Source organism: Nocardioides daphniae (genome assembly GCF_004777465.1).
Lineage (GTDB): Bacteria > Actinomycetota > Actinomycetes > Propionibacteriales > Nocardioidaceae > Nocardioides > Nocardioides daphniae.
On record NZ_CP038462.1, the window covers coordinates 3,049,432 to 3,074,804 of the forward strand.

The following is a 25,373-nucleotide window of genomic DNA, read 5'->3' on the forward strand; positions in this document are numbered from 1 at the left end:
GGTGTCCGAGGAGAAGACCGAGAAACCCACAGCCCAGAAGCGCAAGGAGAACCGCAAGGAGGGCCAGGTCCCCCGCACCCAGGAGCTGGGAGGATGGGGATCGATGCTGCTGGTCGGCATGATCCTGCCGTTCCTGCTCGGGCGCGAGCTCGAGGCGCTGCGCGAGCTGATGGTGGCCTCCTTCCGGGCGGCCTCCGGTGCCGACGTGCCGACGGCGCTGGAGATGCTGGCCGAGGGGCTGTGGCACGTCGGGACCACCCTGGTGATCCTGGGCGCAGGCGTGATGGTGATCGGTGTCGCGGCCACCGTGGCGCAGGGCGGCTTCTACCTCGCCACCAAGGCCGTGAAGCCCACGTTCTCCAAGCTCAACCCGATCAACGGCGCCAAGCGGATCTTCGGCCCCCAGTCGTGGTGGGAGGGCGCGAAGATGCTGGTCAAGAGCGCCGTCGTGGGGGCCCTGGCCTACGGCGTCATCGTCTCGATGATGCCGCTGCTCGGCGGCCTGGTGCCCATCCCGGTCGTGCTCGAGGTGGTGCGCGAGAAGGCCCTGTCACTGATCCGCAACGTCGCGCTGGCGGCCCTCGTGCTCGGAGGCCTCGACTACGCCTTCCAGCGGCGCCGGGTGGCCAAGCAGGCCAACATGACCAAGCACGAGGTCAAGCAGGAGAACAAGAACACCGAGGGTGACCCGCTGGTCAAGAGCGCGATCCGCTCGCGCCAGCTCGCCGCGGCCCGCAACCGGATGATGGCCGACGTGCCGACCGCCGACGTCGTGCTGGTCAACCCGACCCACGTGGCGGTGGCGCTGAAGTACGACGCCGAGAAAGGCGCCCCGCGGGTCGTGGCACGTGGAGCGGGGGCGGTCGCCCAGCGCATCCGTGACCTCGCCACCGAGAACCGCGTGCCGCTGGTGCGCGACGTACCGCTGGCGCGTGCCCTGCACTCCTCCACCCAAGTCGGGCAGGAGATCCCCGCCGAGCTCTTCGCGGCCGTCGCCCAGGTCCTGGCCTTCGTGATCAGCCGCCGCACCCGTGGCCACCACGGCGGCGAGCACCGTACGCCGCGCTCCGACGACGAGCTGCCCCGCGTGCTGCCCGCGGGGCGACGGCGGCCCTCGGCGTCGCTGCCGCCCGGCCCCTCCACCTGACGCCCACCGCACGCCCGGCAGCCGGCCCAAAACCCTCAACCCGGCGCCCGGGTGGCCGATCGGTCCCCACGGACGCCAGGGACGGTGATGCCGGTGCCACGGAGGGCACACCCCGATCGGTGACCCTGAAAGGTCCTCCATGCCCCTGAAGCGCCTCACCCAGCTCGGTGTGCCCATCGGCATCGTGGCGATCGTCGTGATGCTCGTCGTGCCCCTGCCGGCGATGGTGCTCGACGTCCTGATCGCCCTCAACATCACCGGCGCGCTGCTGGTGCTGATGGTCGCGATGTTCGTGAAGCGCCCCTTGGACTTCGCGGCGTTCCCGGCGGTCGTCCTGGTGATGACGCTCTTCCGTCTGGCGCTCAACGTCAGTGCCACCCGGCTGGTGCTGCTCGACGGCTACGCCGGCAAGGTGATCGACACCTTCGGCCACTTCGTGGTCGGCGGCTCACTGGTCGTCGGCATGATCGTCTTCGTGATCCTGCTGGTCATCCAGTTCGTGGTCATCACCAACGGTGCCGGTCGTGTGGCCGAGGTGGGCGCCCGCTTCACCCTCGACGCCATGCCCGGCAAGCAGATGGCCATCGACGCCGACCTCAACTCGGGCCTGATCACCGAGGACCAGGCCCGGCAGCGCCGCGCCGACGTGCACGCCGAGGCCGACTTCTACGGCGCGATGGACGGTGCGTCCAAGTTCGTCAAGGGTGACGCGATCGCGGCGATCATCATCACGCTGGTCAACCTGATCGGTGGCTTCGCCATCGGTGTCGCCCAGCTGGGCATGCCGATGGGCGAGGCGATCCAGACCTACAGCCTGCTGTCGATCGGCGACGGCCTGGTCTCCCAGATCCCGGCGCTGCTGCTCTCGGTCGCGACCGGCCTCATCGTCACCCGCAACACGGGTGACGACGACATGGGCTCCGACATCCTGCGCCAGATCGGTGGCAACCGGATGCCGTTGCGGATCGCCGGGTTCGCCGCCTTCTCGCTCTGCCTGATCCCCGGCCTGCCGAAGATCCCCTTCCTCCTCGCCGGCGGGCTGATGCTGCTGGCCTCGACCCGGGTGCCGGTGGAGGAGGAGCCGCAGACGCCGGAGCAGCGCGAGGCCGAGGCGCTGCCCTCCCCCGACTCCCCCGAGCGGCTGGCCGCCGAGATCCAGGTCGACGCACTGGGCCTGGAGCTCTCCCCCGACATCATCGACCTGGTCGATCCCAGCGTCGGCGGCGACCTGCTCGACCGGGTCAAGGCGCTGCGCCGCAAGGTGGCCTCCGACATAGGCATCGTCGTCCCGCCGGTCCGCACCCGCGACAACATCGAGCTGCCGGCCCGCACCTACGCGATCACCCTCTTCGGCATCGAGGTCGCCCGCGGCGAGGCCCCGCCCGGCTCGGTGATGGCGATCGGCGACCTGCTGGGCAACCTGCCCGGCCACCCGACCGTGGAGCCCGTCTTCGGGCTCGAGGCCAAGTGGATCCCCTCCGAGCTGCGCGCCCAGGCCGAGCTCAGCGGCGCCACCGTCGTCGACCGTGCCTCGGTGATCACCACGCACCTGTCGGAGGTCGTCACCCAGCACGCCGCGCGCCTGCTCGGCCGTGAGGACGTCCGCCTGCTCACCGACGTGGTCAAGCGCACCCACCCGGTCGTCATCGAGGAGCTCACCCCCGCCCAGCTCAGCCTGGGCGAGGTGCAGCGGTGCTCCAGTCGCTGCTCGACGAGCAGGTCAGCGTGCGCGACCTGGTCCGCATCTTCGAGGCGCTCTCACTGCGCGCCGCCGTCTCCAAGGACCTCGACGGACTGGTGGAGGCCGCCCGCCAGGCCCTGGGCCCGGCCATCGTGGCCCCCTACCTGCAGTCCGGCGACGTGCACGTCATCAGCCTCGACCCCCAGCTCGAGCACCGCATGCTCGAGTCGATGCGCTCCACCGAGCAGGGGGCCGTCCTGGCGATGGACCCTGAGCTCGGCCAGCGGGTGCTCATGCAGCTCACCGCGCTCGGCCGCGAGGCCGAGGAGGCCGACCAGCGCCCGGTGCTGGTCTGCGCCCCGCAGATCCGTGCCGCGCTGCGCCGCATGGTGCGTCCGACGCTCGACCGCCTGCCGGTGCTCTCCTACACCGAGCTGACCGGCAGCGGGCAGGTCCGCTCGGCAGGCGTGGTCACCGGCGACCTGAGCCTCACCACCGCCGGGGGCTGAGCGGCGTACGACGTCAGGCGCTCGCGTCGGCAGCGGCACCAGCGGCCGCAGCCGCGTCGGCGGCCGACCCCTCGGCGGTGCCGACCGGGACGCGCCAGATGATGACAGTGCCCTGCGGCTCGCGTCGCGCGACGGTCAGCGAGCCGCCCAGGAGCAGGGCGCGCAGACGGGCGTTCTCCAGGCCGCTGCGCGGGGCCTCCAGGTCGATGCCGCGGCCGTCGTCCGCCATCTCCAGGCTGAGCCAGCCGTTGCACCGCACCAGGTCGACGCGGCATGTGCTCGCCTCGGCATGACGGGCGACGTTGGAGAAGAGCTCGCGCGCGGTGGCGAGCAGGTGCCGGCCATGCCGGGGTCGATGCTCTCGAGGTCACCCTCGGTGCAGACCAGCGGCGCGAAGCCGAGGATCCGGGCGTACTCGACGCCCAGCTCGAGGACGTCCTCCCGAGGCCTGGCACACATCCCGTGGGTGAGCTCGAAGATCGCCGAGCGCACGCCCTCCATGGTCTCGTCAAGGTCCACCGCGATGCCGTTGAGCTCCTCGCGCACCGCGTCGTCCACCGGACCTCGGGTGACGGCCTTGAGCTGGAGACCGGCTGCGAAGATCCGCTGGATCACCACGTCGTGCAGGTCGCGGGCGATCCGGTCGCGCTCCTCGCGCACGATCCCCAGCTCACGCTCACGGAGCAGGCGGGCGCGGGTGAGCAGCAGCTCGACCTGCTCGGCGAAGGTCTCGACCAGGCCACGCTCGGCGTCGTCGAGCGCCATCGACCGGTGCACGAACCAGACCAGGAGCGAGCGCCGGTCCACGTTGCCCTCGCCGACGGGGGCGACGATGACGCGGTCACCGGCCAGGTCCACGTCGCGTGACCCACCGACCGCGACCAGCTCGTCGAGGCGCGGGCGGGCGGTGGCGAAGTGCTGGCGCAGGCGCGCGACCTGGTCGGGCGCGATGTCGGCGGCCCGCATCTCGTGCAGCCCGCTCGGGTGCGGGAAGAGGACGGCCACCCCGGAGGCGCCGAGGACCGACCGCGCGGCAGCCGTCGTCATCTGCAGGACCTCCTCCAGCGAGGTCCCGGCGTTGAGGTCACGCACGGCCCGCATGAAGACCTGGGTGCACTCCGCCAGTCGTCGGCTGGCGGCGTGGGCACGGGCGTTGCGCACGGCCGGGACCGCGAGCTCGAGGAGCTCCTCGAGCCGCTGCGCTTCCGCCGGGTCGAGCGCGTCGCCGGGCGTCAGCAGGCAGAGTCGCGCCACCCTGGTCCCGTCGACCACGAGGTCGACGGAGGTCTCGACGTGACCCGCCGTCGGCCAGTCGGCGTCGACCCCGTGCAGGACGGAGGTGACGGCGCCCTCACGGTCCAGGACCTCCAGCCGGACGGCCGAGGCCCCGGTCGCCTCGCGGGCCCGGGCCACCAGACGCTGCAGCACCCCCGCCTCGTCGAGGTCACTGGCCAGCTCGAGCACGACGCCGGTGGACGCCTGAGGGGTCGGGGGCATGGCTCCAGAATGACACGGGCCGGACATGCAGCGACCCACAGGCCGTTCCGAGGAACGCGAACCGGTGGATGGGACCGGGCCTGTGGGTCGGGTGTCTGCGTTGGATTCGCCAGGAGCACGCTCCTTGCGAGGCGCGAGCTCTACTGGCTCGCAGCCACCTCACTCATCCGAAAAGACTTCATATCTTCGGACCACCTCCTTTCCGTGTGCCTCCACGGTAGGTCGGCTCCGGCGCCGGGACAAGGCATTTATTTCTCCGGGCTCCGGAGCCCTCGCGCGACCCCCGGCTCACTCCTCCCCCACCACCGCCGCAGCGAACTGCGCGGCGCTGAGCCGGGCGTACGCCCCTCCGGCGGCGAGCAGCTCGTCGTGCGTGCCCTGCTCCACGATCGCGCCGTCCTCCATCACCAGGATCACGTCGGCGTCGCGGATGGTCGAGAGGCGGTGCGCGATCACGAAGGAGGTGCGGTCGGCGCGCAGCGCGGCCATCGCCTGCTGCAGCAGCAGCTCGGTGCGGGTGTCGACCGAGCTGGTCGCCTCGTCGAGGATCAGCAGCGCCGGGTCGGTGAGGAAGGCGCGGGCGATCGTGACGAGCTGCCGCTCGCCGGCCGACAGGTTGCCGCCGTCCTCGTCGACCACCGTCTCGTAGCCCTCGGGCAGCGAGTGCACGAAGCGGTCCACGAAGGTCGCTCGCGCGGCCTCGACGACCTGCTCGCGGGTCGCGTCCGGGCGGCCGTAGGCGATGTTCTCTGCGATGGTCCCGCGGAAGAGCCAGGTGTCCTGGAGGACCATGCCCATCCGCCCGCGCAGCTCGGCGCGCGGCACGCTGGCGATGTCGACGCCGTCGAGGGTGATCCGGCCCCCGGTCACCTCGTAGAAGCGCATCACCAAGTTGACCAAGGTGGTCTTGCCGGCGCCGGTCGGGCCCACGATCGCGACCGTCTGGCCGGGTCGCGCGACCAGCGAGAGGTCACGGATCAGCGGCCGCTCGGGGTCGTACGAGAAGGAGACGTCCTCGAAGCGCACCTCGCCGCGACCGGCGCCGGAGGCGGCCAGCGAGCCGCGGGCGGAGTCGTCCTCCTCGGGGGCGTCCAGCAGCTCGAAGACCCGCTCGGCCGAGGCGACGCCCGACTGCAGCAGGTTGACCATCGAGGCGAGCTGGGCGACCGGCTGGTTGAAGGAGCGGGTGTACTGGATGAAGGCCTGCACCTCGCCCAGGGTCAGTGCCCCCGACGTCACCCGTACGCCGCCCACCACCGCGACCGCGACGTAGCTGAGGTTGCCCACGAGCTGGCCGATCGGCATGATCAGGCCGCTCACGAACTGCGCCTTCCAGGCCGCCTGGTAGAGGCCGTCGTTCTCCTCGGCGAAGCGGGCCTCCGAGGCCGGCTGCCCACCGTAGACCTTGACCAGGGTGGCCCGAGAAGGCCTCCTCGACGTGGGCGTTGAGGCGCCCGGTCTGGCGCCACTGGGTGATGAAGAGCGCCTGCGAGCGCTTCATCACCTGGGCGGCCAGGACCATCGTCAGCGGCACCGAGACGATCGCGATCAACGCGAGCAGCGGCGAGATCCACAGCATCATCCCGAGCACGGCGAAGACGGTGAGCAGCGCGGTGAGCACCTGGCTGAGCGTCTGCTGCACCGAGGTGGAGACGTTGTCGATGTCGTTGGTGGCGCGGCTCAGGATCTCGCCGCGCGGCTGCCGGTCGAAGTAGCCGAGCGGCAGGCGGTGCACCTTGGCCTCGACGTCGTCGCGCAGACGTCGTACGACGCCCTGGACGACGTCGTTGAGCAGGTAGCCGGCCAGCCACTGGAGCAGCGCGCCCGCGACGTAGACGGCGAGCACGATGAGCAGCACCTGCCCGACGGCCGAGAAGTCGACGCCCCGGCCCGGCACCAGGTCCATGCCCGCGACCATGTCGGCCTGGGTGTCGTCGCCGGCGGCACGCAGCTGCGCCACGACCTCGGCCTTGGTCTGGCCGGCCGGCAGCCGGTCGCCCCAGAAGCCCGCGAAGACGAGGTCGGTGGCGTGGCCCAGGATGCGCGGGCCGATCGACGTGAGCACGACGCTGAGCACCGTCAGCCCCACCACCGCCAGGAGGCGGGGCCGCTCGGGGCGCATCCGGCCGAGGAGCCGGCGCCCCGACGGCCAGAAGGTGTTGGCCTTCTGGCCGACCAGGCCGCCGCCCGGGCCGCGACCGGGGCCGCCCTGGCCGACGATCCGCTCGGTGGTCTTGAGGTCGCCGCTGGGCGTGCGAGGACTGGGCCTGCGAGGGCTGGGCCTCTTCTGCTCGCTCATGCTGCCTCCTCCCCGGCACGCTGGGAGGTGACGATCTCCTGGTAGGTCGCGCAGGTCTCCAGCAGCTCCTCGTGGCTGCCCTGGCCGACCACCCGGCCGTCCTCGAGCACGACGATCCGGTCGGCGTGACGGATGGTGGCGACGCGCTGCGCCACGATCACCACGGTGGCGTCGCGGGTGATCGGCGCCAACGCCCTGCGCAGCCGGGCGTCAGTGGCGAGGTCGAGCGCCGAGAAGGCGTCGTCGAAGAGGTAGATCGCGGGTCTCCGGATCACCGCCCGGGCGATCGCCAGGCGTTGGCGCTGCCCGCCGCTGACGTTGGTGCCGCCCTGGGCGATCGGCGACTCGAGCCCGTCGGGCATCGCCCGCACGAAGTCACTGGCCTGGGCCACGTCGAGGGCGGCCCACATCTCCTCCTCGGTGGCGTCCGGCTTGCCCTGACGCAGGTTGCTGGCCACGGTGCCGGAGAAGAGGAACGCCTTCTGCGGCACCAGGCCCAGCTGGGCCCACAGCACCTCGGGCTCGAGGTCGCGCACGTCGACCCCGCCGACGCAGACCCGGCCGTCGGTGACGTCGAAGAGCCGCGGCACCAGGTTGACCAGGGTCGACTTGCCGGAGCCGGTCGAGCCGATCACGGCCAGGGTCTCCCCCGGTCGGGCCGCCAGGCTCACGCCCTGCAGCACCGGGCTGGCCGCGCCGGGGTAGCAGAAGGTCACGTCGTCGAGGTCGAGGTGGCCCGGACGGGTGACCTCGGTGACCGGGTCGGCGGGCGGCACCACGGACGTACGCGTGTCGAGGACCTCCGCGATCCGCTCGGCGCAGACGGTCGCGCGCGGCAGCTGCATCAGCATGAAGGTCCCGAGCATCACCGACATGACGATCTGCATGACGTAGGAGATGTAGGCGGTGATCGCACCGATCTCCATCGCCCCGGAGTCGACGCGGTGGCCGCCGAACCAGATCACGCCGACGGTGGCGACGTTGGAGACCAGCGTGACGATCGGGAACATGCTCGCCATCCAGCGGCCGGCGGTCACCGCGACCTGGGTGAGGTCGGCGTTGGCCTCGGCGAAGCGCTGCTCCTCGTGCCGCTCGCGGACGAAGGCACGCACCACGCGCACGCCGGTGACCTGCTCGCGCAGCAGGCGGTTGACCTCGTCGATGCGGCCCTGCATCTTCTTGAAGCTCGGGATCATCCGGCTCACGACGAAGCCGATGGAGGCCCCCATCACCGGGATCAGGGCGGCCAGCAGCCACGAGAGGCCGACGTCCTCGCGGATCGCCATCACCAGTCCGCCGACCATCATGATCGGCGCCATCACCATCATCGTGGAGGCCATCAGCACCAGCATCTGCACCTGCTGGACGTCGTTGGTGCCGCGGGTGATCAACGACGGGGCGCCGAACTGCTGCAGCTCACGGGCCGAGAAGGTGCCCACCCGCGCGAAGAGCTCGGCGCGCAGGTCGCGCCCCAGCGACATCGCCATGCGGGCGGCGAACCAGACCGCGGCGACCTGGCAGACCGTCTGGGCGGCCGCGACGGCCAGCATGACTCCGCCGCGCTGCCAGATGAATCCGATGTCGCCGGGCACCACGCCGTCGTCGATGATCTCGGCGTTGATGCTGGGCAGGAAGAGGAAGGAGAGGGTGGCGGCGAGCTGGAGGGCCACCACTGCGGCGACGTGCCCCCGGTAGGGACGCAGGTGGTCGCGGACGAGACGCAGGAGCACCCGCCGAGCCTACGGCGGCGACCCTCACGGTGCGAGGCGAATACGCTCCCAGCCCTGCTCCGTGCGGGTGTAGAGCAGCCGGTCGTGCAGCCGGGCGTAGCGCCCCTGCCAGAACTCGATGCTCTCGGGGGCCACGCGGTAGCCGCCCCAGGTCGGCGGCACCGGCACCTCGGCGTCGGGGCCGAAGCGGGCGTCCTCACGGGCGTACGCGGCCTCGAGGTCCTCGCGCGAGCCGATCGACTGCGACTGCGGCGAGGCCCAGGCCCCCACCTGCGCGCCGCGGGGACGCTGACGGAAGTACGCCTCCACCTCGGCCGCCTCGAGTCGCGTCGCGGTGCCCTCGACGCGGACCTGCCGCTGCAGCGGGTGCCACGGGAAGAGCAGCCCGCAGGCGGGGTTGGCGGCGAGGTCGGCGCCCTTGCGCGAGGCCTGGTTGGTGAAGAACGTGAATCCGCGTCCGTCGAACCCCTTCATCAGCACCGTGCGCAGCGTGGGCCGTCCGTCGGGGGAGACGGTGGCGACCACCATCGCGTTGGGCTCGTGGAGGCCGGAGGCGACGGCGTCGTCCCACCAGCGACGGAACTGCACCATCGCGTCGTCGGCGGCGTCGACCTCGTCGAGCCCGGTCTCGGCGTACTCCCGACGCAGGTGCGCCAGGTCGACCTCGTGCTCCATGCTGCTCCCTCCCACGCGTCGTCGCTCCACCGTGACGGTGCATGCCGAGTATGCCCCCGGCCGCCCCTCGTGGACCCGCGATGGTCCGTGGGTGGGCGCGTGGGGGCAGAATGGGGCCCGCCCGTGCGGCCGCACCCGGCCCGGGCTCGGAAACACCGCGCAAAGGAGCGTCACGTATGACCGAGGTGCACCACGGACTCGAGGGCGTCATCGCCTTCGAGACGCAGATTGCAGAGCCCGACAAGGAAGGCAGCGCGCTGCGCTACCGCGGCGTCGACATCGAGGACATCGTCGGCCGCGTCCCCTTCGAGAACATCTGGGGCCTGCTGATCGACGGCCAGTTCACGCCGGGCCTGCCCGCTGCTGAGCCCTACAACCTGCCGGTGCACACCGGCGACGTCCGCGTCGACATCCAGGCCGCCATCGCGATGCTCGCGCCGGCCTTCGGCTTCGGCCAGACCTACGACATCTCCGACGAGCAGGCCCGCGAGGACCTCGCGCGCGTCGCCGTCATGGTGCTCTCGTACGCCGCCCAGTCGGCCCGCGGGCTGCACCAGCCCGTCGTGCCCCAGAAGATCGTCGACGAGGGCGCGACCCTGGCCGAGAAGTTCCTGATCCGCTGGAAGGGCGAGGCCGACCCCAAGCACGTCAAGGCCATCGACGCCTACTGGTCGTCGGCCGCCGAGCACGGCATGAACGCCTCGACCTTCACCGCGCGCGTCATCACCTCCACGGGTGCCGACGTGGCGGCTGCCTTCTCGGGCGCCATCGGCGCCATGTCCGGCCCGCTGCACGGCGGCGCCCCCTCCCGCGTGCTCGGCATGATCGAGGACGTGGAGAAGCTCGGCGACGCGCGGGCGTACGTGAAGAAGCTGCTCGACGACGGCGAGCGCCTCATGGGCTTCGGCCACCGCGTCTACCGCGCCGAGGACCCGCGCGCCCGCGTGCTGCGCCGCACTGCCCGCGAGCTCGACGCCCCGCGCTACGAGGTCGCCGAGGCGCTGGAGAAGGCCGCCCTGGCCGAGCTGCGCGAGCGTCGCCCCGACCGCGTGCTGGAGACCAACGTCGAGTTCTGGGCGGCCATCGTCCTCGACTTCGCCGAGGTCCCGGCCAACATGTTCACCTCGATGTTCACCTGCGCCCGCACGGGCGGCTGGTCGGCGCACATCCTGGAGCAGAAGAAGACCGGCCGCCTGATCCGCCCGTCGGCGATCTACACCGGCCCGGCCCCGCGCCCCGCCTCCGACATCGAGGGCTGGAACGACGCCTGGGGCAAGTGACCCCCTGACCGTCGGCCCGGCCGACGGTCCTGCGGCCCCGTCGTCACCTCGGTGACGGCGGGGCCGTTTCCGTGCCACGGTGTACGGGTACCGGAGGAGGGCTCCACTTTCCCCACCACCAGGAGGTAGCCATGTCGCAGGGACCCGACAACGAGGCCTACGGCGAGTACAGCGTCGACGACGAGGACCAGCCCCAGGGAGACGGCGACAGCCTGGTCGACAACCGCGGGCTCACCGAGCCGCTGGACGAGGGCTACTCGCCGCCCGAGAAGTGGTCGGTCGCGCAGGGCTACGGCAACACGCCCCGCGAGGAGGCCGAGGGCGAGACGCTCGACCAGCGGCTGCGCCAGGAGGACCCCGAGCCCGACCCGTACGTCGCGGCCGAGGAGGCCGAGGACATCGAGGACGTGGACGACGGCGAGGTCGGCGACGCCCGGGCCGGCCGCCTGGTCGACCCCAACCGCGGGATCGGCGAGGACCAGGAGAAGGACCTCGTCGGCGACGACGTGGGCATCGACGGTGCCGGCGCCAGCGCCGAGGAGGCCGCCATGCACATCGTCGAGGAGTGAGCGCGCGCCGAGGGCCCGCTCAGGTCGTTGCTCAGCTCAGTCGCTGTGCTGGGCGACGTACCAGCTGAGCTGGCCCTTGGCGGCCTTGCGCGTCAGCGAGATGTGCACGTGGTCGCGGTGGCGCGCAGTCTTCGAGCACTTCTTCCTCGACGTGCAGGACGACGGCAGGTAGTCCTTCGGCTTGAAGTTGCGGTAGGAGCTCCACTGCCGGTCGTTCCAGATGATGTACATGATGCCCATGCGCCGGGCGAGCGCGTGCGGGTTGCCGTCGGCGTCGGGCGCGAAGATCTCGTCGAGGAAGGCGCGGCCAGCTGGCGGTCCTTCTCTTCGTGGCGTCGAGCATCCAGTCGAAGGCGCGCGACTCCTTGTGCTCCGAGACCGAGGAGCCCTTGCAGGCGCGGAAGATGCCACCGCGACCGCCGCCGCGCAGCACGAGGTGGTCGGCCAGCAGCCGCACGCCGGGCGCAGCTTGCGGTTGCAGGTGGTCTGCGGCTGGTAGTCGGCGTAGTCCTCGACGGGTTGCGTGAAGACCAGGTCGGTGCCGGCGTACGCAGCCTGGCTCCAGGCGCTGCCCATCAGGGTCGCGACGAGGGTGAGGGCGGTCGCGAGCACGGTCGTCACGACGCGGCTGCGGGGGGTCGTGGCCACGGATGGCCTCCTTGCTGGTCCGAGAGGGCTGGGGTCCCACGGACCACGGAACCACCCGTCGAGCGGCCCCGCAGAATTTCCGTCGAACTCCACCAGTGGAATTCGGCCACGCGCCCGCTCGGTCAAGGAGAACGCCCCGCGTGGGCCGGATCCCTGGTCGGGCCCACGCGAGGCGTCGGGGTGGAGGGTGTGGCGCGGACGTTGACTGCCCCCAGTCGCGCGCCCCGGCGTCGTCGTGGACGACGTCGGCCTCCACGTCAGTGAGTCACTCCGACCCGGTCCACGAAGGTGGCGAGGGCCGAGGGGGCGTACACCTCCGCGGTCCGGGTGGCCTGTCGCGACCCTTGGCGGGGGCCTTGAGGACCCAGAGCAGGGCCTTCTGCAGCAGGCGGGAGTGACTCATGGAGTTGATAGTACACAACTTTGGTCGACTTACTAGTGGATCGAGCCCGGCCGTGGACGCCTGTCACCACTCCTTGGCGTACGACCTCGACACCTCTTCGTGGGCGTAGTGCCCGAAGCCGGGGATCTCCCGGTAGCCCGACGACAGGTAGAGGGCGATCGCCTCGGGCTGCTTCAGCCCGGTCTCCAGGATCACCGAGCGGGCCCTTGCGGTGCGCGCGTCGGCCTCCACGGCCGCGAGCATCGCCCGCGCCAGCCCGCGGTTGCGCCAGGCCTCGACGACGTACATGCGCTTGAGCTCGGCGGTGGGCGTGCCGCGTACGCCGTCGGGCGTCGCGTGCCAGCGCCACGCGGCGGTGGCCACCGGCACGTCGTCCAGGTAGCCGACCAGGAACACCCCGTGCGGCTCGGCGAACTCGGAGACGTCGATCGGCGACTCGTCGCGCCCGCCGTAGCGGACGACGTACTCGGCCTGGACCTCCTCGACCAGCCGGGCGGCGTCGGGATGGGTGATCGGCCGCCGTTCGATCCGGAGGCCGGCGCCGTCAGCCGTCATGGGAGGATCCATTTCATTGAAGTGCCGTGCGAGTGACAGACTAGGCAACGCTGCTGACAGCGTCGTCAGGACTCCCACTCAGGCACCCACGCCGAGGACCGAATGCGAAAGGATGTCCGGTGACCAGCACCGACGCCATCAAGATTCCCGCAGACCTGCTGCCCGTCGACGGCCGCTTCGGAGCGGGCCCGTCGAAGATCTCCACCACCGCCCTGGACGCGCTCGCCGCGACGGGCGACAAGCTCATGGGTACGTCCCACCGCCAGGCCCCGGTGAAGAACACCGTCGGCCGCGTGCGCGAGGGCCTCGCCGAGCTCTTCTCCCTGCCCGAGGGCTACGAGATCGTCCTCGGCAACGGTGGCGCGACCGCGTTCTGGGACATCGCTGCCTTCGGCCTGGTGCGCAACAAGTCGCAGCACCTGAGCTTCGGTGAGTTCTCCTCGAAGTTCGCCTCGTCGGTCAAGAAGGCGCCGTGGCTCGCCGAGCCCACCGTGATCACCTCCGAGCCCGGCTCGCGCCCCGACGCCGTCGCCGAGGAGGGCGTCGACGTCTACGGCTGGGCCCACAACGAGACCTCGACCGCCGTCATGGCTCCGGTCGTGCGCCCCGAAGGCATCGACTCCGACGCGCTCGTCCTGATCGACGCCACGTCGGGCGCCGGCGGCCTGCCCGTCGACCTCAACCAGGTCGACGCCTACTACTTCGCCCCGCAGAAGTGCTTCGCCTCCGACGGTGGCCTGTGGCTCGCGGCGATGTCGCCCAAGGCGCTCGCCCGTGCCGAGGAGATCGCGGCGACCGACCGCTACATCCCGCCCTTCTTCTCGCTGCCGACCGCGATCGACAACTCGAAGAAGAACCAGACCTACAACACCCCGTCGGTCGCCACGCTCTTCCTGATGGCTGAGCAGCTGGACTGGATGAACGCCAACGGTGGTCTCGCCGGGATGGTCGAGCGCACCACGGCCTCGTCCGACGCGCTCTACGGCTGGGCCGAGCGCACGTCGTACACGACGCCCTACGTCACCGACCCGAGCCACCGCTCGCTCGTCATCGGCACCGTCGACTTCGACGACGCCATCGACGCCGCGGCGGTCGCCAAGGTGCTGCGCGCCAACGGCGTCGTCGACACCGAGCCCTACCGCAAGCTCGGCCGCAACCAGCTCCGCATCGCGATGTACCCCGCGATCGACGCCTCCGACGTCGAGAAGCTGACGCAGTCGATCGACTACGTGGTCGGCCAGCTCGGCTGATCGAGCCTGTCGCAGGACCCCGTCGCCCTCGTGGTGGCGGGGTCCTCGCCATTTCGGGGTCCCGCAGCCGGTCAGCCGGTCAGCGCCGCGGCCCAGCGCGACCAGACGCCCTGCCACCAGCCCCGCAGCGGGTCGAACGCCTTGGCGACGTCGCCGGGCGGGTCCACCCGCAGCACGTCCCGGTCGCGGCCCTCGGTGCTGATCAGCACCTCACCCTCCGGCAGCACGGTCAGCCCCTCCCCCTGCGGCTGCCGGGGCAGCTCGAACTCGGCCACCACCTCCCACCCGGGATAGGTCAGCAGGTAGGCGCGGCTGTAGTCGCGCAGCATGACGTGGTCACCCGACGGCAGGAACGCCCCGTCGGTGATGATCGCGGGCACCTGACCCAGGTCGCGCAGCGTCGTGGGGTCCGCGGCGTCGGCGGCGGGCACCTCCATCACGCGCCCCTCGAGCGCGCCCTTGGTGATCACGTAGAGCTGGCCGGTGCCGGGGTGGGCGAGCAGAGTCTCGGCGTCGCGCGGGCGGTCGGGGTAGCGCAGCGTACGCGTCTCGGGGGCGTCGGCCACCCGGTCGCCGGGCCCCACCGGGACGCGGGTGAGGGTGATGCTGTCGCGCCTGCGGAGGTTGTCGCCGATGTCGGCGACCCAGACGTGGTCGTCGCCCGCGGGCGCCACCGCCTCGACGTCACTCGGGGTGGGCGCGAAGGTGGTCACGCCGACCGTGTCGCCGCTCCCGGGGTCGAGCACGAAGACCTGCCCGGCGTCGCCGGAGTCGTTGACGGTCACCATCCAGCGGTCGTCGTCGACGTCGGCCCAGGCCAGGCCCGACGACTCGACGATGCGGTGGTCCGAGACCCGGAAGGCGGCCTCGCCCTCGGGCGGCTCGTCGGCGCTGGCCGCCCCGACGACGAAGGGGGCGGCGAGCACGGTGGTCACGGCGAGGGCGCGCAGCGTGCTCGTACGACGGCCCTCGCGCATGTCAGTCCGCCGCGCGCAGGGCGGCGCCGTCGCCGCCCACGGGCTCGTCGAGCAGCTCGGCGAGCTTGGGGCTGATCCCCCAGGTGCCGACGAGCTCCTCGTACTCCTTGCGCACGCCGCCGCCCTTCACCCTGCTGCCGGTGCGGATGGCGCGCAGCAGCGTGTTGCGCGGGGTGTGGGCCGACTCGACGAACTCAACGACGTCGACCTTGTAGCCCTCGAGGCGCATCAGCGAGGCGCGCAGCGCGTCGGTGAGGGTGTCGGCGAACCGCTCGCGCAGGATTCCGTGACGGGTCAGCGCGGCGTAGGGCGACGGCGTACGCGCCTTGCGCAGCTGGGCGGCGATGTCGTGGTGGCAGCAGGGCGCGGCGAGCACGAGCGAGGCGCCCCACTCGACCGCGCGGTGCAGGGCCTCGTCGGTGGCGGTGTCGCAGGCGTGCAGCGCGAGGACGACGTCGGGGGCCGGGTCGAGGACCGCGTCGGCGATGGTGCCGACGACGAAGTCGGCCTCGATGCCGAGCTCGGCGGCCACCTTCGTGTTGTGGTCGGCGGACTGCTGCTTCACGTCCACGCCGGTGACGTGCACCGGGAGCTTGCGTACGTGGGTGAGGTAGCGCTGGGCGGCGAAGGTCAGGTAGGCGTTGCCGCAGCCGAGGTCGACGATGCGCAGCGGGTCGGCCTTCGAGGGCTGGCGCAGCGCCTTCTTCTTGAGCGCGTCGGTGATGGAGGCGTCGAGGAGGCGGAGGAACTCCTCGACCTGGCGGTACTTGGCCTGACGGGTCGGCTTGACCTTGCCGTCGGCGGTCGAGATGCCCACCGCGAGCAGCACCGGGTCGTCCTCCGCGAGGAGGCGCTCCTTGGCCTGGTCGTGACTGCGCTCGACCTCGACGGCCTCGGCGCGGGCGGTGACGTTGACCATCGCCTCGAGTTTCTTGGTGACGCGGACCTGCACCTGCTCCGTGGTGGTCTCGACGTGCCAGTTGCCGAAGGGCTCGTCCAGCAGGGCGTCGACGACCTCGCGCAGGTCGCCGTCGGCGGTGTGGTTGGAGGTGTGCGCCTGCGTCTCGTCGTACCGCACGACCTGCAGGTGGCGGCCGGCCTTGAGGTCGACCCAGCGCAGCTCGACCCGCTTCCAGTCGGGCGTCTCGCCCTTCTGACGGCCCGAGGCGACGGCACGCACGAGCGTGGCGTCGTCGAGGAGCATCGCACGGACGCGCATGAGGGCACGGAGCAGGGGTTCAGCAGCCATCGAACTCTGGGTCACTTCACTCTTCGTCGCGTCGCGTCACTTCACCAGGGCGGCGATGACGGCGATCAGGATCAGGGCGCCCAAGGAGATCGGGATGACGAGTCGACGCTGCTTGGGGGTCATTCCTCGATGGTAGGCCGCTGGGGGCTGGCCAGCGAAAACTGTCGGCGGCCACTGGTTGGGTTGACCCATGGAAGCCACCACCCGCCCCGCCGACTCGGCCACTGCCGCCGAGCTGCTGCGTGAGCTGGGTGCGCACCGGCAGCTGATCGCGGCCGCGGAGGCCGAGGAGCTTGAGCTGGTCTACGCGTGGGTGGTCAGCCACCCCGCGCTCGGTGAAGGCGGGGTGCTGTCGGCTGATGAGTTCCCGGGCGGTGCGGGTACGCCGGGGGTGGCGGCCTTCACCGCGGAGCCGTTGGCGGGGGTGCTGCGGGTCTCGCCGGCATCGGCTCAGAGCTTGTTGGCTGACACGGTGGATCTGGTGCACCGGTTGCCGCGGTTGTGGGACCAGGTCCAGGCCCTCGAGGTCGCCGTGTGGAAGGCCCGCCGGATCGCGACCGCAACGCGGTCGTTGTCGCTGGAGGCAGCACGGTGGGTCGACCGGCAGATGATCGGCGCCGCTGGCTCGATCGGCGCGGCGGCGTTGGACCGGTTGATCGCGCTCGCGGTGGCCCGCATCGACCCCGCAGGTCAGAAGGAGAAGGAAGCCGCCGAGCGGGCGAAGTGGGACGTCGACCTGACTCACCCGCGTGGCTGGGCCGGGACCAGCCAGCTGACCGCTGTCGGTGACACCGTGGCCCTTGGTGAGGTGATGGACCGGATCAGCGCCGACGCCGATGCCCTGGCTGGCGCCGGGGACGCCGACACAGTCGGGGCGCGGCGGGTAAAGGCACTGCTCTCGCTCGCTCGCGAAGGTGTCGACCAGCTCGCGTTCGGGTTCGCCGCCGCCGACGCCGCTGCGTCCAAGACCGGTCGCGGGGCGCCGAGGCAGGCGCTCAAGGTGTACGTCCACGCCTCGTTGGCGGACCTGGCCACGCTCGGCCGGTCCGGTAACGGCAGCCAGACCGGCGCAGAGGTGGCGATTGCCGAGGTCGAGCGGTTCGGCCCGATCACCACCGACCTCCTCAAGCAGTGGCTCGGCGGCACGAAGGTGACCGTCACGCCAGTCCTCGACCTCGCCGACACCACCTGGAGCCCGCCGCACGATCCGCCGCCGCGGACGCGGGACCAGGTGGTGCTGCGACACCACGGGTGCGTCTTCCCGTTCTGCGGCCGCGACGCCCGCGCCGGGGACCTCGACCACGTCGTTCCTTGGGACCCCGACGGGCATGCAACTCCGGGGACCACACCCGACAACCTGGCGCCCCTGTGCCGACGCCACCACCGCGCCAAGACCGACGGACGCTGGCGCTACGTCGTACTCACCGATCGCACGGCCGACCCACCCGGAAGGCCGGACACCAGACCCGGTCACCCACCCGACCACCTCTGGACCGACCCCACGGCCAGACCTTCCTCGTCACCGGCGGCCGGACCATCGCCATGGATGATCGACAGGCCCCGGCTACTCTCGAACCATGAGCGTCACCCCTACCGCCGTCACCCTGCGTCCGTTCCTCGGCTGGCTCCACCCGGCCGAGGGCCAGGCGGTCGACCCTGCCGACGTGCTCGACCACCTGCGCACCAACGGCGTGCTCGGCTCGGTGCAGGACGGTCCCGTGGGCGTCGACGAGGCGTGCACGATCGTCCTGCTGGTCGACGACGTCGACCGCGTCCAGGTGCTGCGTGACGGCAAGGTCCGTGCCGGCGCCCCGCTGAGCACGTTCGGCCCGGCGCTCGCCGAGTCGCTCGGCCTCGAGCTGGTCATCGGCGACGAGGCGTGGGGTGGCTTCGAGGAGGGCGACGAGGAGGAGGACGTCCCCGACGTCATGCTCTGCCGTGCCGTCGACTCCTCCCTCCCGCTGCTCGCCCACGACCTCGGGGCCCTCGACGCGACCCACGTCGGCGGCTGGACGCTGGTCCGCTTCGACGAGGCGTACGTCGCCCCCGACGACCACGGCTGGCTGCCGAGCGACCTGCCCGCCGTCCTCCTGCACCGCCACGGGCGTACGCGCGAGATCCAGGTCCTCACCGCGTGGAACGACACCATCGGCCACGCCCTCACCCACGAGCCACACCTGCAGCCGGCCTTCGCCGAGGTCGACGACCCCGCCGTCGCCGGCCTGACCAACCCGCACCTGGCCGTCGACTCCGACCTGCGCGAGGTGCTCACCCACCCGCGCTTCCGCCACCTCGACGTGGCGAAGGTGGCCGACGTGCTCCAGTCCCCGATGGACGAGCAGTGGACCGCCCGCGTCCTCGCTGCGCTCGGCCTGCCGACGCTGGCCGCCGACGTGCACGAGGGCCGCGCCGAGCTCCCCGACTCGTCCCGCTTCGAGGCCGCGTCGATGGCCCGCTCGGTCGTCGACACCGTCCTGCGCTACTACGACGCGCCGGCCGAGGAGGTCGCGCGTCGGACTGCGTACGGCCGTCTCTACGACCGGGTGCAGCGCAACCGCGTCGCCACCGGCGCCGTGCTCACCGCCGAGGTCGCTGCCTCCGCCGCGATGCTGACCGCCGGCGTACGCCCGGGGCGCAGCGCTGCCGCTCGCACCGCCCTCGTCTCGGGAGCGGTCTTCACGCTGCTCGATGCCGCCATGGGCACGGCCCTGGCCGTACGCCGCTTCGGTCGCCGCCACACCTGAGGTCAGGCTCCCGCCAGCAGCTCCGCCAACGTCAGCACCTCACGCCCGGCCAGGTCGGTGACCTGGGTCCGGCACGACATCCCGTCGGCCAGCACCACAGCGTCGGGATGCGCACGCAACGCAGGCAGCAGGTGGGTCTCGGCGACCGCCACCGACACCTCGTGGTGGCCCTTCTCCACGCCGAAGTTGCCGGCCAGGCCGCAGCACCCGGACACCTTCACGACCGTCGCGCCTGTCCGCCGCAGCAGCGCCTCGTCCGGAGCGAAGCCGCCGACGGCGTACTGGTGGCAGTGCGGCTGCACCACGACCGTCCTCCCGGTCAGGTCCGGCAGCCGCACCTCAGCACGCTCCAGCAGCTCGGCCAGGGTCACCGTCGCGTCGGCCACCCGCCGCGCAGCCGCGGGGTCCGTAGCCAGGCGTACGGCGTCGCTGCGCAGCGTCGCCAGGCACGACGGCTCCAACCCGAGGACGGGCGCACCGGTGGCGACGTACGGCTCGAGCGCCGCGACGAGGGAGTCGACACTGCGGCCGGCAGCGTCGAGCTGGCCGGTGGAGACGTACGTCAACCCGCAGCACCCGCGCGCCCCGATGACCTCCGCTCGCATCCCCGCGCCGTCCAGCACCCGGGCGGCTGCTCGGGCAGCGTCGGCCGCGAAGTGGTCGGTGAAGGTGTCGGCCCAGATCCAGACGTCTGGCGCGACGCGCGCTGCGTCGGTGGGTGCGACTCCGCTCCCCCGCAGGCGTTCGCCCGACGGCATCGGCAGCGAGCGTCGGCCGTCCACCCCGGCCACCCGCTTGGCAGCGCGCGCCAGCAGCGAGTCTCCGGCCGCCAGCGGCATCAGCCCTCGCACCGGTGAGTTGAGAAGGGCCGGCAGTCGGCCGAGCGTGTGGTGCGTCCGCGGCCGGCGCAACCTCCCCAGCGGCCCCGCGAAGCGCTGCTGCAGCACCTCCGACTTGAGCGTCGCCATGTCGACGCCGGTCGGACAGTCGGTGGCGCACGCCTTGCACGACAGGCAGAGGTCCAGCGCCTCGGCGACCTCCGGCCCGGCCAGGTCGATGCTGCCGCGGGCGTCCAGCGCCTCCTGAAGCACGCGCGCCCGCCCGCGGGTGGAGTCCTTCTCGTTGCGCGTCGCCTGCCACGACGGGCACATGACACCGGGTGAGTGGGCAGAGACGCACTTGCCGACGCCGGTGCAGCGGTGCGCCTCGCCGGCCAGGTCGTCCACGAGCCGCAGCCCCGGCACCGCACGCACGGCCCGCGCGGGGCGCAGGTCGGCCACCAGCGGCGCGGGGTCGACCAGCACTCCGGGGTTGAGCAGGCCGTCGGGATCCGCGGCCGCCTTCACCGCGGTGAAGAGCTCGAGCGAGCGGGCGTCGTACATCAGCGGCAGCAGCTCGGAGCGCGCCCGCCCGTCGCCGTGCTCCCCCGACAGCGAGCCGCCGTGCGCGGCGAGCGCCACCGCGCACTCCCGCAGGAACGCCTCGAACCGCCCACCCCCGTCGGTGAAGTCGAAGTCGATCCGCACGTGCACGCAGCCGTCGCCGAAGTGGCCGTAGGGCACGCCGTCGAGGTCGTGGGCGCGCAGCAGCGCGTCGAACTCCCGCAGCCAGGCCCCCAGCCGCTCGGGCGGCACCGCCGCGTCCTCCCAGCCGGCGTGGGCCGGCCGCGTCAACGACCGGGCCGCCAGCCCGGCGCCGTCCTCACGAATCCGCCAGAGCAACGCCTGCTGGGTCGGGTCCGTGACGACCGACGCCTCCAGCGCACCGGCCGCTGCGAGCACAGCGCGTGCCCGCTCCCCAGCGACCCCGGCGTCCTCGCCGGTCACCTCCGCGAAGAGCCATCCGGCGCCCCGCGGCAGCGCTGGCGGCGAGGTCACCAGCCGCACGATCCGCTCGTCCAACCCCTCGCAGGCGACCAGCCCGTCGACCGCCAGCAACCCCGGCACGGCGTCCGCCGCCTCGACCATCGACGCGTAGCCGAGCACCACCAGCTGGCGCACCGGCGCGTCCCGCACCAGCCGCACGGTCGCCGCCTCGACCAGCGCCAACGTCCCCTCGCTGCCCACGACGAAGCGCTCCGGCCGCAGCCGCTCGGGCAGCAGGTGCTCGAGCGCATAGCCGCTGACCTGCCGGGAGAACTGCCCGAACCGGGTCCGCACGTGCCCCAGGTCGGCGGCGGCGACCGCGGCGACCCGGCCGGCGACGCCGTCGCTGACGCCGGGCGCCAGCCGCTGCCGCTCGCCGGTGCCCCACAGCACGTCGAGCGCCTCGACGTTGTCACTCGTACGCCCGTAGCCCAGCGCCCGCGACCCGCACGCGTTGTTGCCGACCATCCCGCCGACCGTGCAGCGGGTGTGCGTCGAGGGGTCGGGGCCGAAGCGCCACCCCGCCGCGACCGCACGGTGCTGGAGCGCCGCGTGCACCACGCCGGGCTCGACGACGGCGGTCCCGGACTCGAGGTCGAACTCACGGATCCGGGTCAGGTGGCGCGAGGTGTCGACGACGATCCCCGGCCCGACGGCGTTGCCGGCGATCGAGGTGCCGGCTCCGCGCATGGTGAGCGGAGTGCCGGTCTCCCGCGCGACGGCCAGCACGGCGGAGAGCTCGTCGGTGTGCCAAGGCCGCACCACCACCCTCGGCAGCACCCGGTAGAGCGACGCGTCGGCCGCGTACAGCGCCCGGTCGAGGTCGCTGGCCCCGACGTCGTGCACGCCGACCGCAGCCAGGGCCGCGACCAGGTCCTGCGCGCTCACGCCCGGCACGGCGCGCACTCAGGCCTCGGGCACGTCGCGGTAGAAGCGGTTGCGACGCAGGATCACGACGGTCAGGACGACGCAGAGCAGCGCAATGACCCCGACGACGTACCACCCCAGCGCTCCGGACATCTCGCCCCGCCGCGTCGCCAGCACCATCGCCGGGCAGATGGCGACGACCAGCGCGATCATCCAGCCGTTGACCAGCGCCATGTCGACCGCAAGCCGCTCCCTCGCGACCGCCTCGTTCTCGGGGCGCGACCAGAACTCCTTGCGCGGGATGTTGACCATCGACCAGTGCAACCGGTCCGACGCGTGCGACAGCCACGCGACGAAGAGCCAGGCAGCGACGACGATCGACCCAACCACGCCGACCAGCTCGGTGCGGGTGCCCCAGCTGTCGGGCTCGCCGCCGGCACCGAAGTGCACGGCGATCCGACCCGAGGGCATCGCCGCCCAGCTGAGCGCCAGCACGACGAGCAGCACCGCCAGGGAGAGCAGGTTCAGCTGCCGCGGCGTCACCGCGCGCTCCAGTGCTCCACGGCGTACCGCGCCACGTCGTGCAGCTCCACCTCGCCGGAGCGCAGGCGCGACAGCGGCACGAACTCGACCGCGTCGGTGGTGCCGCCGAGCTCGGCGACGTAGGGCTCCGCCCCCTCGGCGAGCGCAGCTTTGAAGACCAGGTGCACGCCGTGGTAGTCCTCGAGCCGCCCCTCGGGCGAGGTGCCCGTGAAGTGCTCGTCGTGCACCCCGAGCAGCTCGCCGACCTCGCAACCGACGCCGCACTCCTCGAGCACCTCGCGCGCCAGCGCGTCGGCCGGCGGCTCGCCGTGCTCGACTCCCCCGCCGGGCAGCGTCCAGGCACCGGAGTGGAAGCCGGCCGACGAGATCCGGGTCATCAGCCACTCCTCGCCGTCGGCGCCCTGTCGGGTGACGACGCCGTACGCAGCCAGCCGCTGCAGCCGCGTCGGCTGCAGGTCGCCGAGCGCGTCGGCGACCATCGCGAAGACCGGCACCTTTCCGGTGACGACGTCCGCGATCGGCTTCCAGGCCGACTCGACGGTGGAGCCGTCGACCTCCATGACCTGCGGCGCCGGGGCGTCCTTGGCGACCCACCCCTCGTAGACGATGCGCAGCGCGTGCGCGTCGACCATCCGCCCGTCACGTCGTACGCCGGGCATGTAGGCCGAGTAGACGTGGGCGGTCTCGCCGACCGCGGCAGCCAGCCCGGCCTCCTCGTAGACCTCGCGCACGACCGCGTCGCGGGGGTCCTCGCCGTGGTCGACGCCACCGCCGGGCAGCGTCCACATCTCCTGCGCGGAGATCCGCTCGGCGACGCGCGAGAGCAGGATCTCGTCGGTGCCGTCGGCGAGCGTCCGTCGGATCACCGCGTACGCAGCGACGCGCTGGTAGCGGGGCAGGGATCCGGGCGCGTTCATGCCACCAACCTAGGTCACTCGCCCCAGACTTGATCGCTCGCCTACGGTGTCGAGATGCCGACCGTGACGAGCCGACCCGGCCGGGAAGCAGCCTCCGCACCCCTCCGACGCGACCCCTGGATCGACAACGCGAAGACCGTGCTGGTCACCCTCGTGGTGGTCGGTCACTTCCTCACGATCGCCCCGGAGAGCGCCCCGGCAGCGCACGTCTACGACTTCCTCTACCTCTTCCACATCCCCGCCTTCGTGCTGGTCTCGGGTGGACGTCGCGCAACGCGACCTGGAGCCGGCGCCACCTCACCCAGCTCGTCACGGTCTTCCTGGTCCCCTACCTCCTGCTCTCCACGGCGATGGGCTGGGTGCGGGTCAACGTCTCCGACGACGTCTCGAGCCTGGAGTCGCTGAAGCCGTGGTGGATCGACCCGTCGTGGCCGTTCTGGTACCTGCTCGCCATGGTCGTCTGGAGGCTGGCCACGCCCGTCGTGCGGCGCAGCTGGCTCTGGCTGCCCGGCGCGGTCGCGCTCAGCCTGGTGGTCGGTCGCTGGGACCTCCCGTGGCTCGACCTCAACCGGGTGATCGGGTTCCTGCCGTTCTACGTGCTCGGCGTGCACCTGCCCGGCTGGCTGACGGTGCTGCTGAAACGCCGGGTCTCGGTGCCGTTCGCACTCGTCGCGATGGCCGGCCTGTGGTGGTTCTCCGCCCACACCGACACCTGGTTCCCGACCGAGTGGCTCTACTACCGCACGCCCTACGGCCACCTCGACGCCTCGACCGAGCAGGGCATGGCGATCCGCGCGCTGCTGCTGGGGCTGGGTCTGGTCGGGGCCCTGTCCGTGCTGGCGCTGCTGCCCCGCAGGAAGCACGCGATCACCGCGATGGGCGCCTGGACGATGGTGGTCTACCTGCTGCACGGCTTCGTGATGCAGGGCGTGATCGCCCTCGACCTGGTCGACCTGCTGCCCGACCACGCCTGGACGCAGGTGCTGGCGGTCGTCGCCTTCGCGGTGGCGCTCGCGTTCTTCCTCGGCTGGCCGCCGGTGGCGAGGCGGCTGTCGTGGATCGTCGACCCGGTCGACGCCGTACGCAGCCTCAGGCGCCGCCGGGGCTGAGACCGTCGGTGGCGCCATCGCTGGCGCCCCCGTCACGCGGCCACCCGAGCCACGGCGGCCCCCAGGTCGCCGGCACGGCATGGCGGGGCGTGTTGTCCCACGCCTCCGCCTCCGAGCGGCAGGGCGCGTGCCCGCCCAGGTGCTGCGGATACCAGGGCGCGTGCTCCCCCGGCGAGGGCCGGTGGTGCTCCAGCGTCTGCAGCCCCTCGAGCATGTCGGTGAGCCGCACGCCGAGCTTGGTGGTCCACTCGGTGAGGTCCTCCCCCGGCCCCACCGTCAGCGGCTGCCCGAAGTGCAGGTCGATGCGCCGCCCACGGGTGAGGTCCGGCGGCGGCTCCTTGCCGCCCAGCACGCCGCCCTCGGGCCGACCCACGCTGTAGATGCGCTGCACGCCCCACAGCGCGGTCGGGACGACGACCGCGCCGGTCTCCCGGGCCAGCGCCGCCGTGCCGCGCATCAACGGGCGCACCGTGTACGAGTACGAGATCCCGGCCTCGGGGAAGGTCGCGACCGTCTCGCCGGCACGCAAGAGGCGTCGCGCCTGAAGGTACGCAGCGGCCGGCGCGGCCCGGTCGACGGGGATGTGGCCCATGGCGGTCATCGGCCGCGCGATACCGCGGGCGTGCCACACGTCGTACCGCGACATGAAACGGGGCAGACGCCCCCGCCCGCGGGCCGCCAGCGCGATCGGCAGCATGTCGCCGTAGGAGACGTGGGTGGAGGCGATGATGACCGGACCGGTGGTCGGGATGTTGTCGACGCCGACGACCTCGACGCGGGCGTCCAGGGCGCGCAGCGCCGCCCGCCCCAGCGTCAACGCCGTGCGGTAGGTCAGGTCCCTGCGTGCCACGGCACCCAT

21 protein-coding genes and 4 pseudogenes are annotated in these 25,373 nt (G+C 72.2%); 8 read left to right on the top strand and 17 right to left on the bottom strand.

What is annotated here, in order from left to right; all coding sequences use genetic code 11:
• Nucleotide 1: 1 nt before the first annotated feature.
• Both E2C04_RS15040 and E2C04_RS15045 read left to right on the top strand, forming a co-directional pair.
• Nucleotides 2-1,147, top strand: a complete 1,146-nt coding sequence (locus tag E2C04_RS15040; RefSeq protein WP_135833213.1) for an EscU/YscU/HrcU family type III secretion system export apparatus switch protein — start codon at nt 2-4, stop codon at nt 1,145-1,147.
• A gap of 223 nt (nt 1,148-1,370) precedes the next feature.
• Nucleotides 1,371-3,208 (top strand): annotated as a pseudogene (locus E2C04_RS15045) (flagellar biosynthesis protein FlhA); the annotation flags it as partial.
• 142 nt (nt 3,209-3,350) lie between these two features.
• Here E2C04_RS15045 and E2C04_RS15050 read toward each other — a convergent pair.
• From E2C04_RS15050 to pdxH, 7 genes and pseudogenes are all read right to left on the bottom strand, one after another.
• Nucleotides 3,351-3,671 carry a sensor histidine kinase gene (locus tag E2C04_RS15050; protein ID WP_338088847.1) on the bottom strand — a complete coding sequence of 107 codons (321 nt, stop codon included), beginning with the start codon at nt 3,669-3,671 and terminating at the stop codon, nt 3,351-3,353.
• Nucleotides 3,672-3,814: 143 nt separating this feature from the next.
• A pseudogene (locus tag E2C04_RS15055) lies at nt 3,815-4,861 on the bottom strand (histidine kinase); the annotation flags it as partial.
• A gap of 261 nt (nt 4,862-5,122) precedes the next feature.
• Nucleotides 5,123-5,983: an ABC transporter ATP-binding protein gene (locus tag E2C04_RS21625; protein WP_338088777.1), complete on the bottom strand. Its 861-nt coding sequence runs from the start codon at nt 5,981-5,983 to the stop codon at nt 5,123-5,125.
• 75 nt (nt 5,984-6,058) lie between these two features.
• Nucleotides 6,059-6,247, bottom strand: a pseudogene (locus E2C04_RS21630) (ABC transporter transmembrane domain-containing protein); the annotation flags it as partial.
• 61 nt (nt 6,248-6,308) lie between these two features.
• Nucleotides 6,309-7,133: pseudogene (locus E2C04_RS21635) on the bottom strand (ABC transporter permease); the annotation flags it as partial.
• Complete coding sequence (locus E2C04_RS15065) at nt 7,130-8,863, bottom strand: ABC transporter ATP-binding protein (RefSeq protein ID WP_135833216.1); 1,734 nt, start codon at nt 8,861-8,863, stop codon at nt 7,130-7,132. The gene E2C04_RS15065 and the pseudogene E2C04_RS21635, both read right to left, overlap by 4 nt.
• A 24-nt stretch (nt 8,864-8,887) precedes the next feature.
• Nucleotides 8,888-9,538 (bottom strand): pyridoxamine 5'-phosphate oxidase, encoded by a 651-nt coding sequence (pdxH, locus tag E2C04_RS15070; RefSeq protein WP_135833217.1) that lies wholly within the window; start codon nt 9,536-9,538, stop codon nt 8,888-8,890.
• Between the two features lie 176 nt (nt 9,539-9,714).
• Here pdxH and E2C04_RS15075 point away from each other — a divergent pair, with 176 nt between their 5' ends.
• Nucleotides 9,715-10,818: a citrate synthase 2 gene (locus tag E2C04_RS15075; RefSeq protein WP_135833218.1), complete on the top strand. Its 1,104-nt coding sequence runs from the start codon at nt 9,715-9,717 to the stop codon at nt 10,816-10,818.
• A gap of 131 nt (nt 10,819-10,949) precedes the next feature.
• The gene (locus E2C04_RS15080; protein WP_135833219.1) at nt 10,950-11,387 is read left to right on the top strand and encodes a DUF5709 domain-containing protein; all 438 of its coding nucleotides are present in this window, start codon (nt 10,950-10,952) and stop codon (nt 11,385-11,387) included.
• Between the two features lie 36 nt (nt 11,388-11,423).
• On the opposite strand, the gene E2C04_RS15085 is transcribed toward E2C04_RS15080, so the two are convergent.
• The 3 genes from E2C04_RS15085 to E2C04_RS15090 all read right to left on the bottom strand — a co-directional run bounded on the left by E2C04_RS15085 (nt 11,424) and on the right by E2C04_RS15090 (nt 12,993).
• Nucleotides 11,424-12,035, bottom strand: coding sequence for a hypothetical protein (locus tag E2C04_RS15085; protein ID WP_135833220.1), 612 nt, complete (start codon nt 12,033-12,035; stop codon nt 11,424-11,426).
• 265 nt (nt 12,036-12,300) lie between these two features.
• On the bottom strand, nt 12,301-12,438 hold the full coding sequence (locus E2C04_RS17845) for a hypothetical protein (protein ID WP_158630710.1): 138 nt from the start codon (nt 12,436-12,438) through the stop codon (nt 12,301-12,303).
• A gap of 63 nt (nt 12,439-12,501) precedes the next feature.
• A complete protein-coding gene (locus tag E2C04_RS15090) occupies nt 12,502-12,993 on the bottom strand; it encodes a GNAT family N-acetyltransferase (protein ID WP_135833221.1) in 492 nt (163 codons plus the stop codon).
• Nucleotides 12,994-13,112: 119 nt separating this feature from the next.
• Between E2C04_RS15090 and serC the strand changes: the two genes are divergently transcribed.
• Nucleotides 13,113-14,243, top strand: a complete 1,131-nt coding sequence (gene serC / locus E2C04_RS15095) for a phosphoserine transaminase (protein ID WP_188421689.1) — start codon at nt 13,113-13,115, stop codon at nt 14,241-14,243.
• Nucleotides 14,244-14,314: 71 nt separating this feature from the next.
• Here serC and E2C04_RS15100 read toward each other — a convergent pair whose 3' ends face one another.
• Genes E2C04_RS15100 through E2C04_RS17850 form a run of 3 tightly spaced genes read right to left on the bottom strand, consistent with a single transcriptional unit; the run spans nt 14,315 to nt 16,661 of the window.
• Nucleotides 14,315-15,220 (bottom strand): esterase-like activity of phytase family protein, encoded by a 906-nt coding sequence (locus tag E2C04_RS15100; RefSeq protein ID WP_135833222.1) that lies wholly within the window; start codon nt 15,218-15,220, stop codon nt 14,315-14,317.
• 1 nt (nt 15,221) lies between these two features.
• Nucleotides 15,222-16,469 carry a class I SAM-dependent methyltransferase gene (locus E2C04_RS15105; RefSeq protein ID WP_135833223.1) on the bottom strand — a complete coding sequence of 416 codons (1,248 nt, stop codon included), beginning with the start codon at nt 16,467-16,469 and terminating at the stop codon, nt 15,222-15,224.
• Between the two features lie 36 nt (nt 16,470-16,505).
• Nucleotides 16,506-16,661, bottom strand: a complete 156-nt coding sequence (locus E2C04_RS17850; RefSeq protein ID WP_158630711.1) for a hypothetical protein — start codon at nt 16,659-16,661, stop codon at nt 16,506-16,508.
• Here E2C04_RS17850 and E2C04_RS15110 point away from each other — a divergent pair.
• On the top strand, nt 16,660-18,258 hold the full coding sequence (locus E2C04_RS15110; protein WP_135833224.1) for an HNH endonuclease: 1,599 nt from the start codon (nt 16,660-16,662) through the stop codon (nt 18,256-18,258). The two genes, E2C04_RS17850 and E2C04_RS15110, sit on opposite strands and share 2 nt — an antisense overlap.
• A gap of 957 nt (nt 18,259-19,215) precedes the next feature.
• Here the strand turns inward: E2C04_RS15110 and E2C04_RS15115 are convergent.
• Genes E2C04_RS15115 through E2C04_RS15125 form a run of 3 tightly spaced genes read right to left on the bottom strand, consistent with a single transcriptional unit; the run spans nt 19,216 to nt 23,405 of the window.
• On the bottom strand, nt 19,216-21,966 hold the full coding sequence (locus E2C04_RS15115) for an FAD-binding and (Fe-S)-binding domain-containing protein (RefSeq protein ID WP_229721546.1): 2,751 nt from the start codon (nt 21,964-21,966) through the stop codon (nt 19,216-19,218).
• An 18-nt stretch (nt 21,967-21,984) separates the two neighbouring features.
• Complete coding sequence (locus E2C04_RS15120; protein WP_158630712.1) at nt 21,985-22,488, bottom strand: DUF1648 domain-containing protein; 504 nt, start codon at nt 22,486-22,488, stop codon at nt 21,985-21,987.
• On the bottom strand, nt 22,485-23,405 hold the full coding sequence (locus E2C04_RS15125) for an NUDIX hydrolase (RefSeq protein WP_135833227.1): 921 nt from the start codon (nt 23,403-23,405) through the stop codon (nt 22,485-22,487). The genes E2C04_RS15120 and E2C04_RS15125 overlap by 4 nt, the downstream gene beginning before the upstream one ends.
• Nucleotides 23,406-23,459: 54 nt before the next feature.
• Between E2C04_RS15125 and E2C04_RS15130 the strand changes: the two genes are divergently transcribed.
• On the top strand, nt 23,460-23,810 hold the full coding sequence (locus E2C04_RS15130; protein WP_135833228.1) for a hypothetical protein: 351 nt from the start codon (nt 23,460-23,462) through the stop codon (nt 23,808-23,810).
• Entirely contained in the window at nt 23,765-24,514 is a 750-nt protein-coding gene (locus E2C04_RS15135; protein ID WP_158630713.1) for an acyltransferase family protein, read from the top strand. The genes E2C04_RS15130 and E2C04_RS15135 overlap by 46 nt, the downstream gene beginning before the upstream one ends.
• Here E2C04_RS15135 and E2C04_RS15140 read toward each other — a convergent pair.
• Nucleotides 24,495-25,364: a lysophospholipid acyltransferase family protein gene (locus tag E2C04_RS15140; protein WP_158630714.1), complete on the bottom strand. Its 870-nt coding sequence runs from the start codon at nt 25,362-25,364 to the stop codon at nt 24,495-24,497. The two genes, E2C04_RS15135 and E2C04_RS15140, sit on opposite strands and share 20 nt — an antisense overlap.
• Nucleotides 25,365-25,373 lie beyond the last annotated feature (9 nt).

Excerpts from the sequence above, each read along its gene's own strand:
- E2C04_RS15090 (WP_135833221.1), bottom strand. The coding sequence starts at position 12,993 with ATGACGGCTGACGGCGCCGGCCTCCGGATCGAACGGCGGCCGATCACC.
- E2C04_RS15080 (WP_135833219.1), top strand. The coding sequence starts at position 10,950 with ATGTCGCAGGGACCCGACAACGAGGCCTACGGCGAGTACAGCGTCGAC.
- E2C04_RS15125 (WP_135833227.1), bottom strand. The coding sequence starts at position 23,405 with ATGAACGCGCCCGGATCCCTGCCCCGCTACCAGCGCGTCGCTGCGTAC.
- E2C04_RS15105 (WP_135833223.1), bottom strand. The coding sequence starts at position 16,469 with ATGGCTGCTGAACCCCTGCTCCGTGCCCTCATGCGCGTCCGTGCGATG.
- E2C04_RS17850 (WP_158630711.1), bottom strand. The coding sequence starts at position 16,661 with ATGGGTCAACCCAACCAGTGGCCGCCGACAGTTTTCGCTGGCCAGCCC.
- E2C04_RS15075 (WP_135833218.1), top strand. The coding sequence starts at position 9,715 with ATGACCGAGGTGCACCACGGACTCGAGGGCGTCATCGCCTTCGAGACG.
- E2C04_RS15100 (WP_135833222.1), bottom strand. The coding sequence starts at position 15,220 with ATGCGCGAGGGCCGTCGTACGAGCACGCTGCGCGCCCTCGCCGTGACC.
- E2C04_RS17845 (WP_158630710.1), bottom strand. The coding sequence starts at position 12,438 with ATGAGTCACTCCCGCCTGCTGCAGAAGGCCCTGCTCTGGGTCCTCAAG.
- E2C04_RS15130 (WP_135833228.1), top strand. The coding sequence starts at position 23,460 with ATGCCGACCGTGACGAGCCGACCCGGCCGGGAAGCAGCCTCCGCACCC.
- pdxH (WP_135833217.1), bottom strand. The coding sequence starts at position 9,538 with ATGGAGCACGAGGTCGACCTGGCGCACCTGCGTCGGGAGTACGCCGAG.
- E2C04_RS15110 (WP_135833224.1), top strand. The coding sequence starts at position 16,660 with ATGGAAGCCACCACCCGCCCCGCCGACTCGGCCACTGCCGCCGAGCTG.
- E2C04_RS21625 (WP_338088777.1), bottom strand. The coding sequence starts at position 5,983 with ATGGTCAACCTGCTGCAGTCGGGCGTCGCCTCGGCCGAGCGGGTCTTC.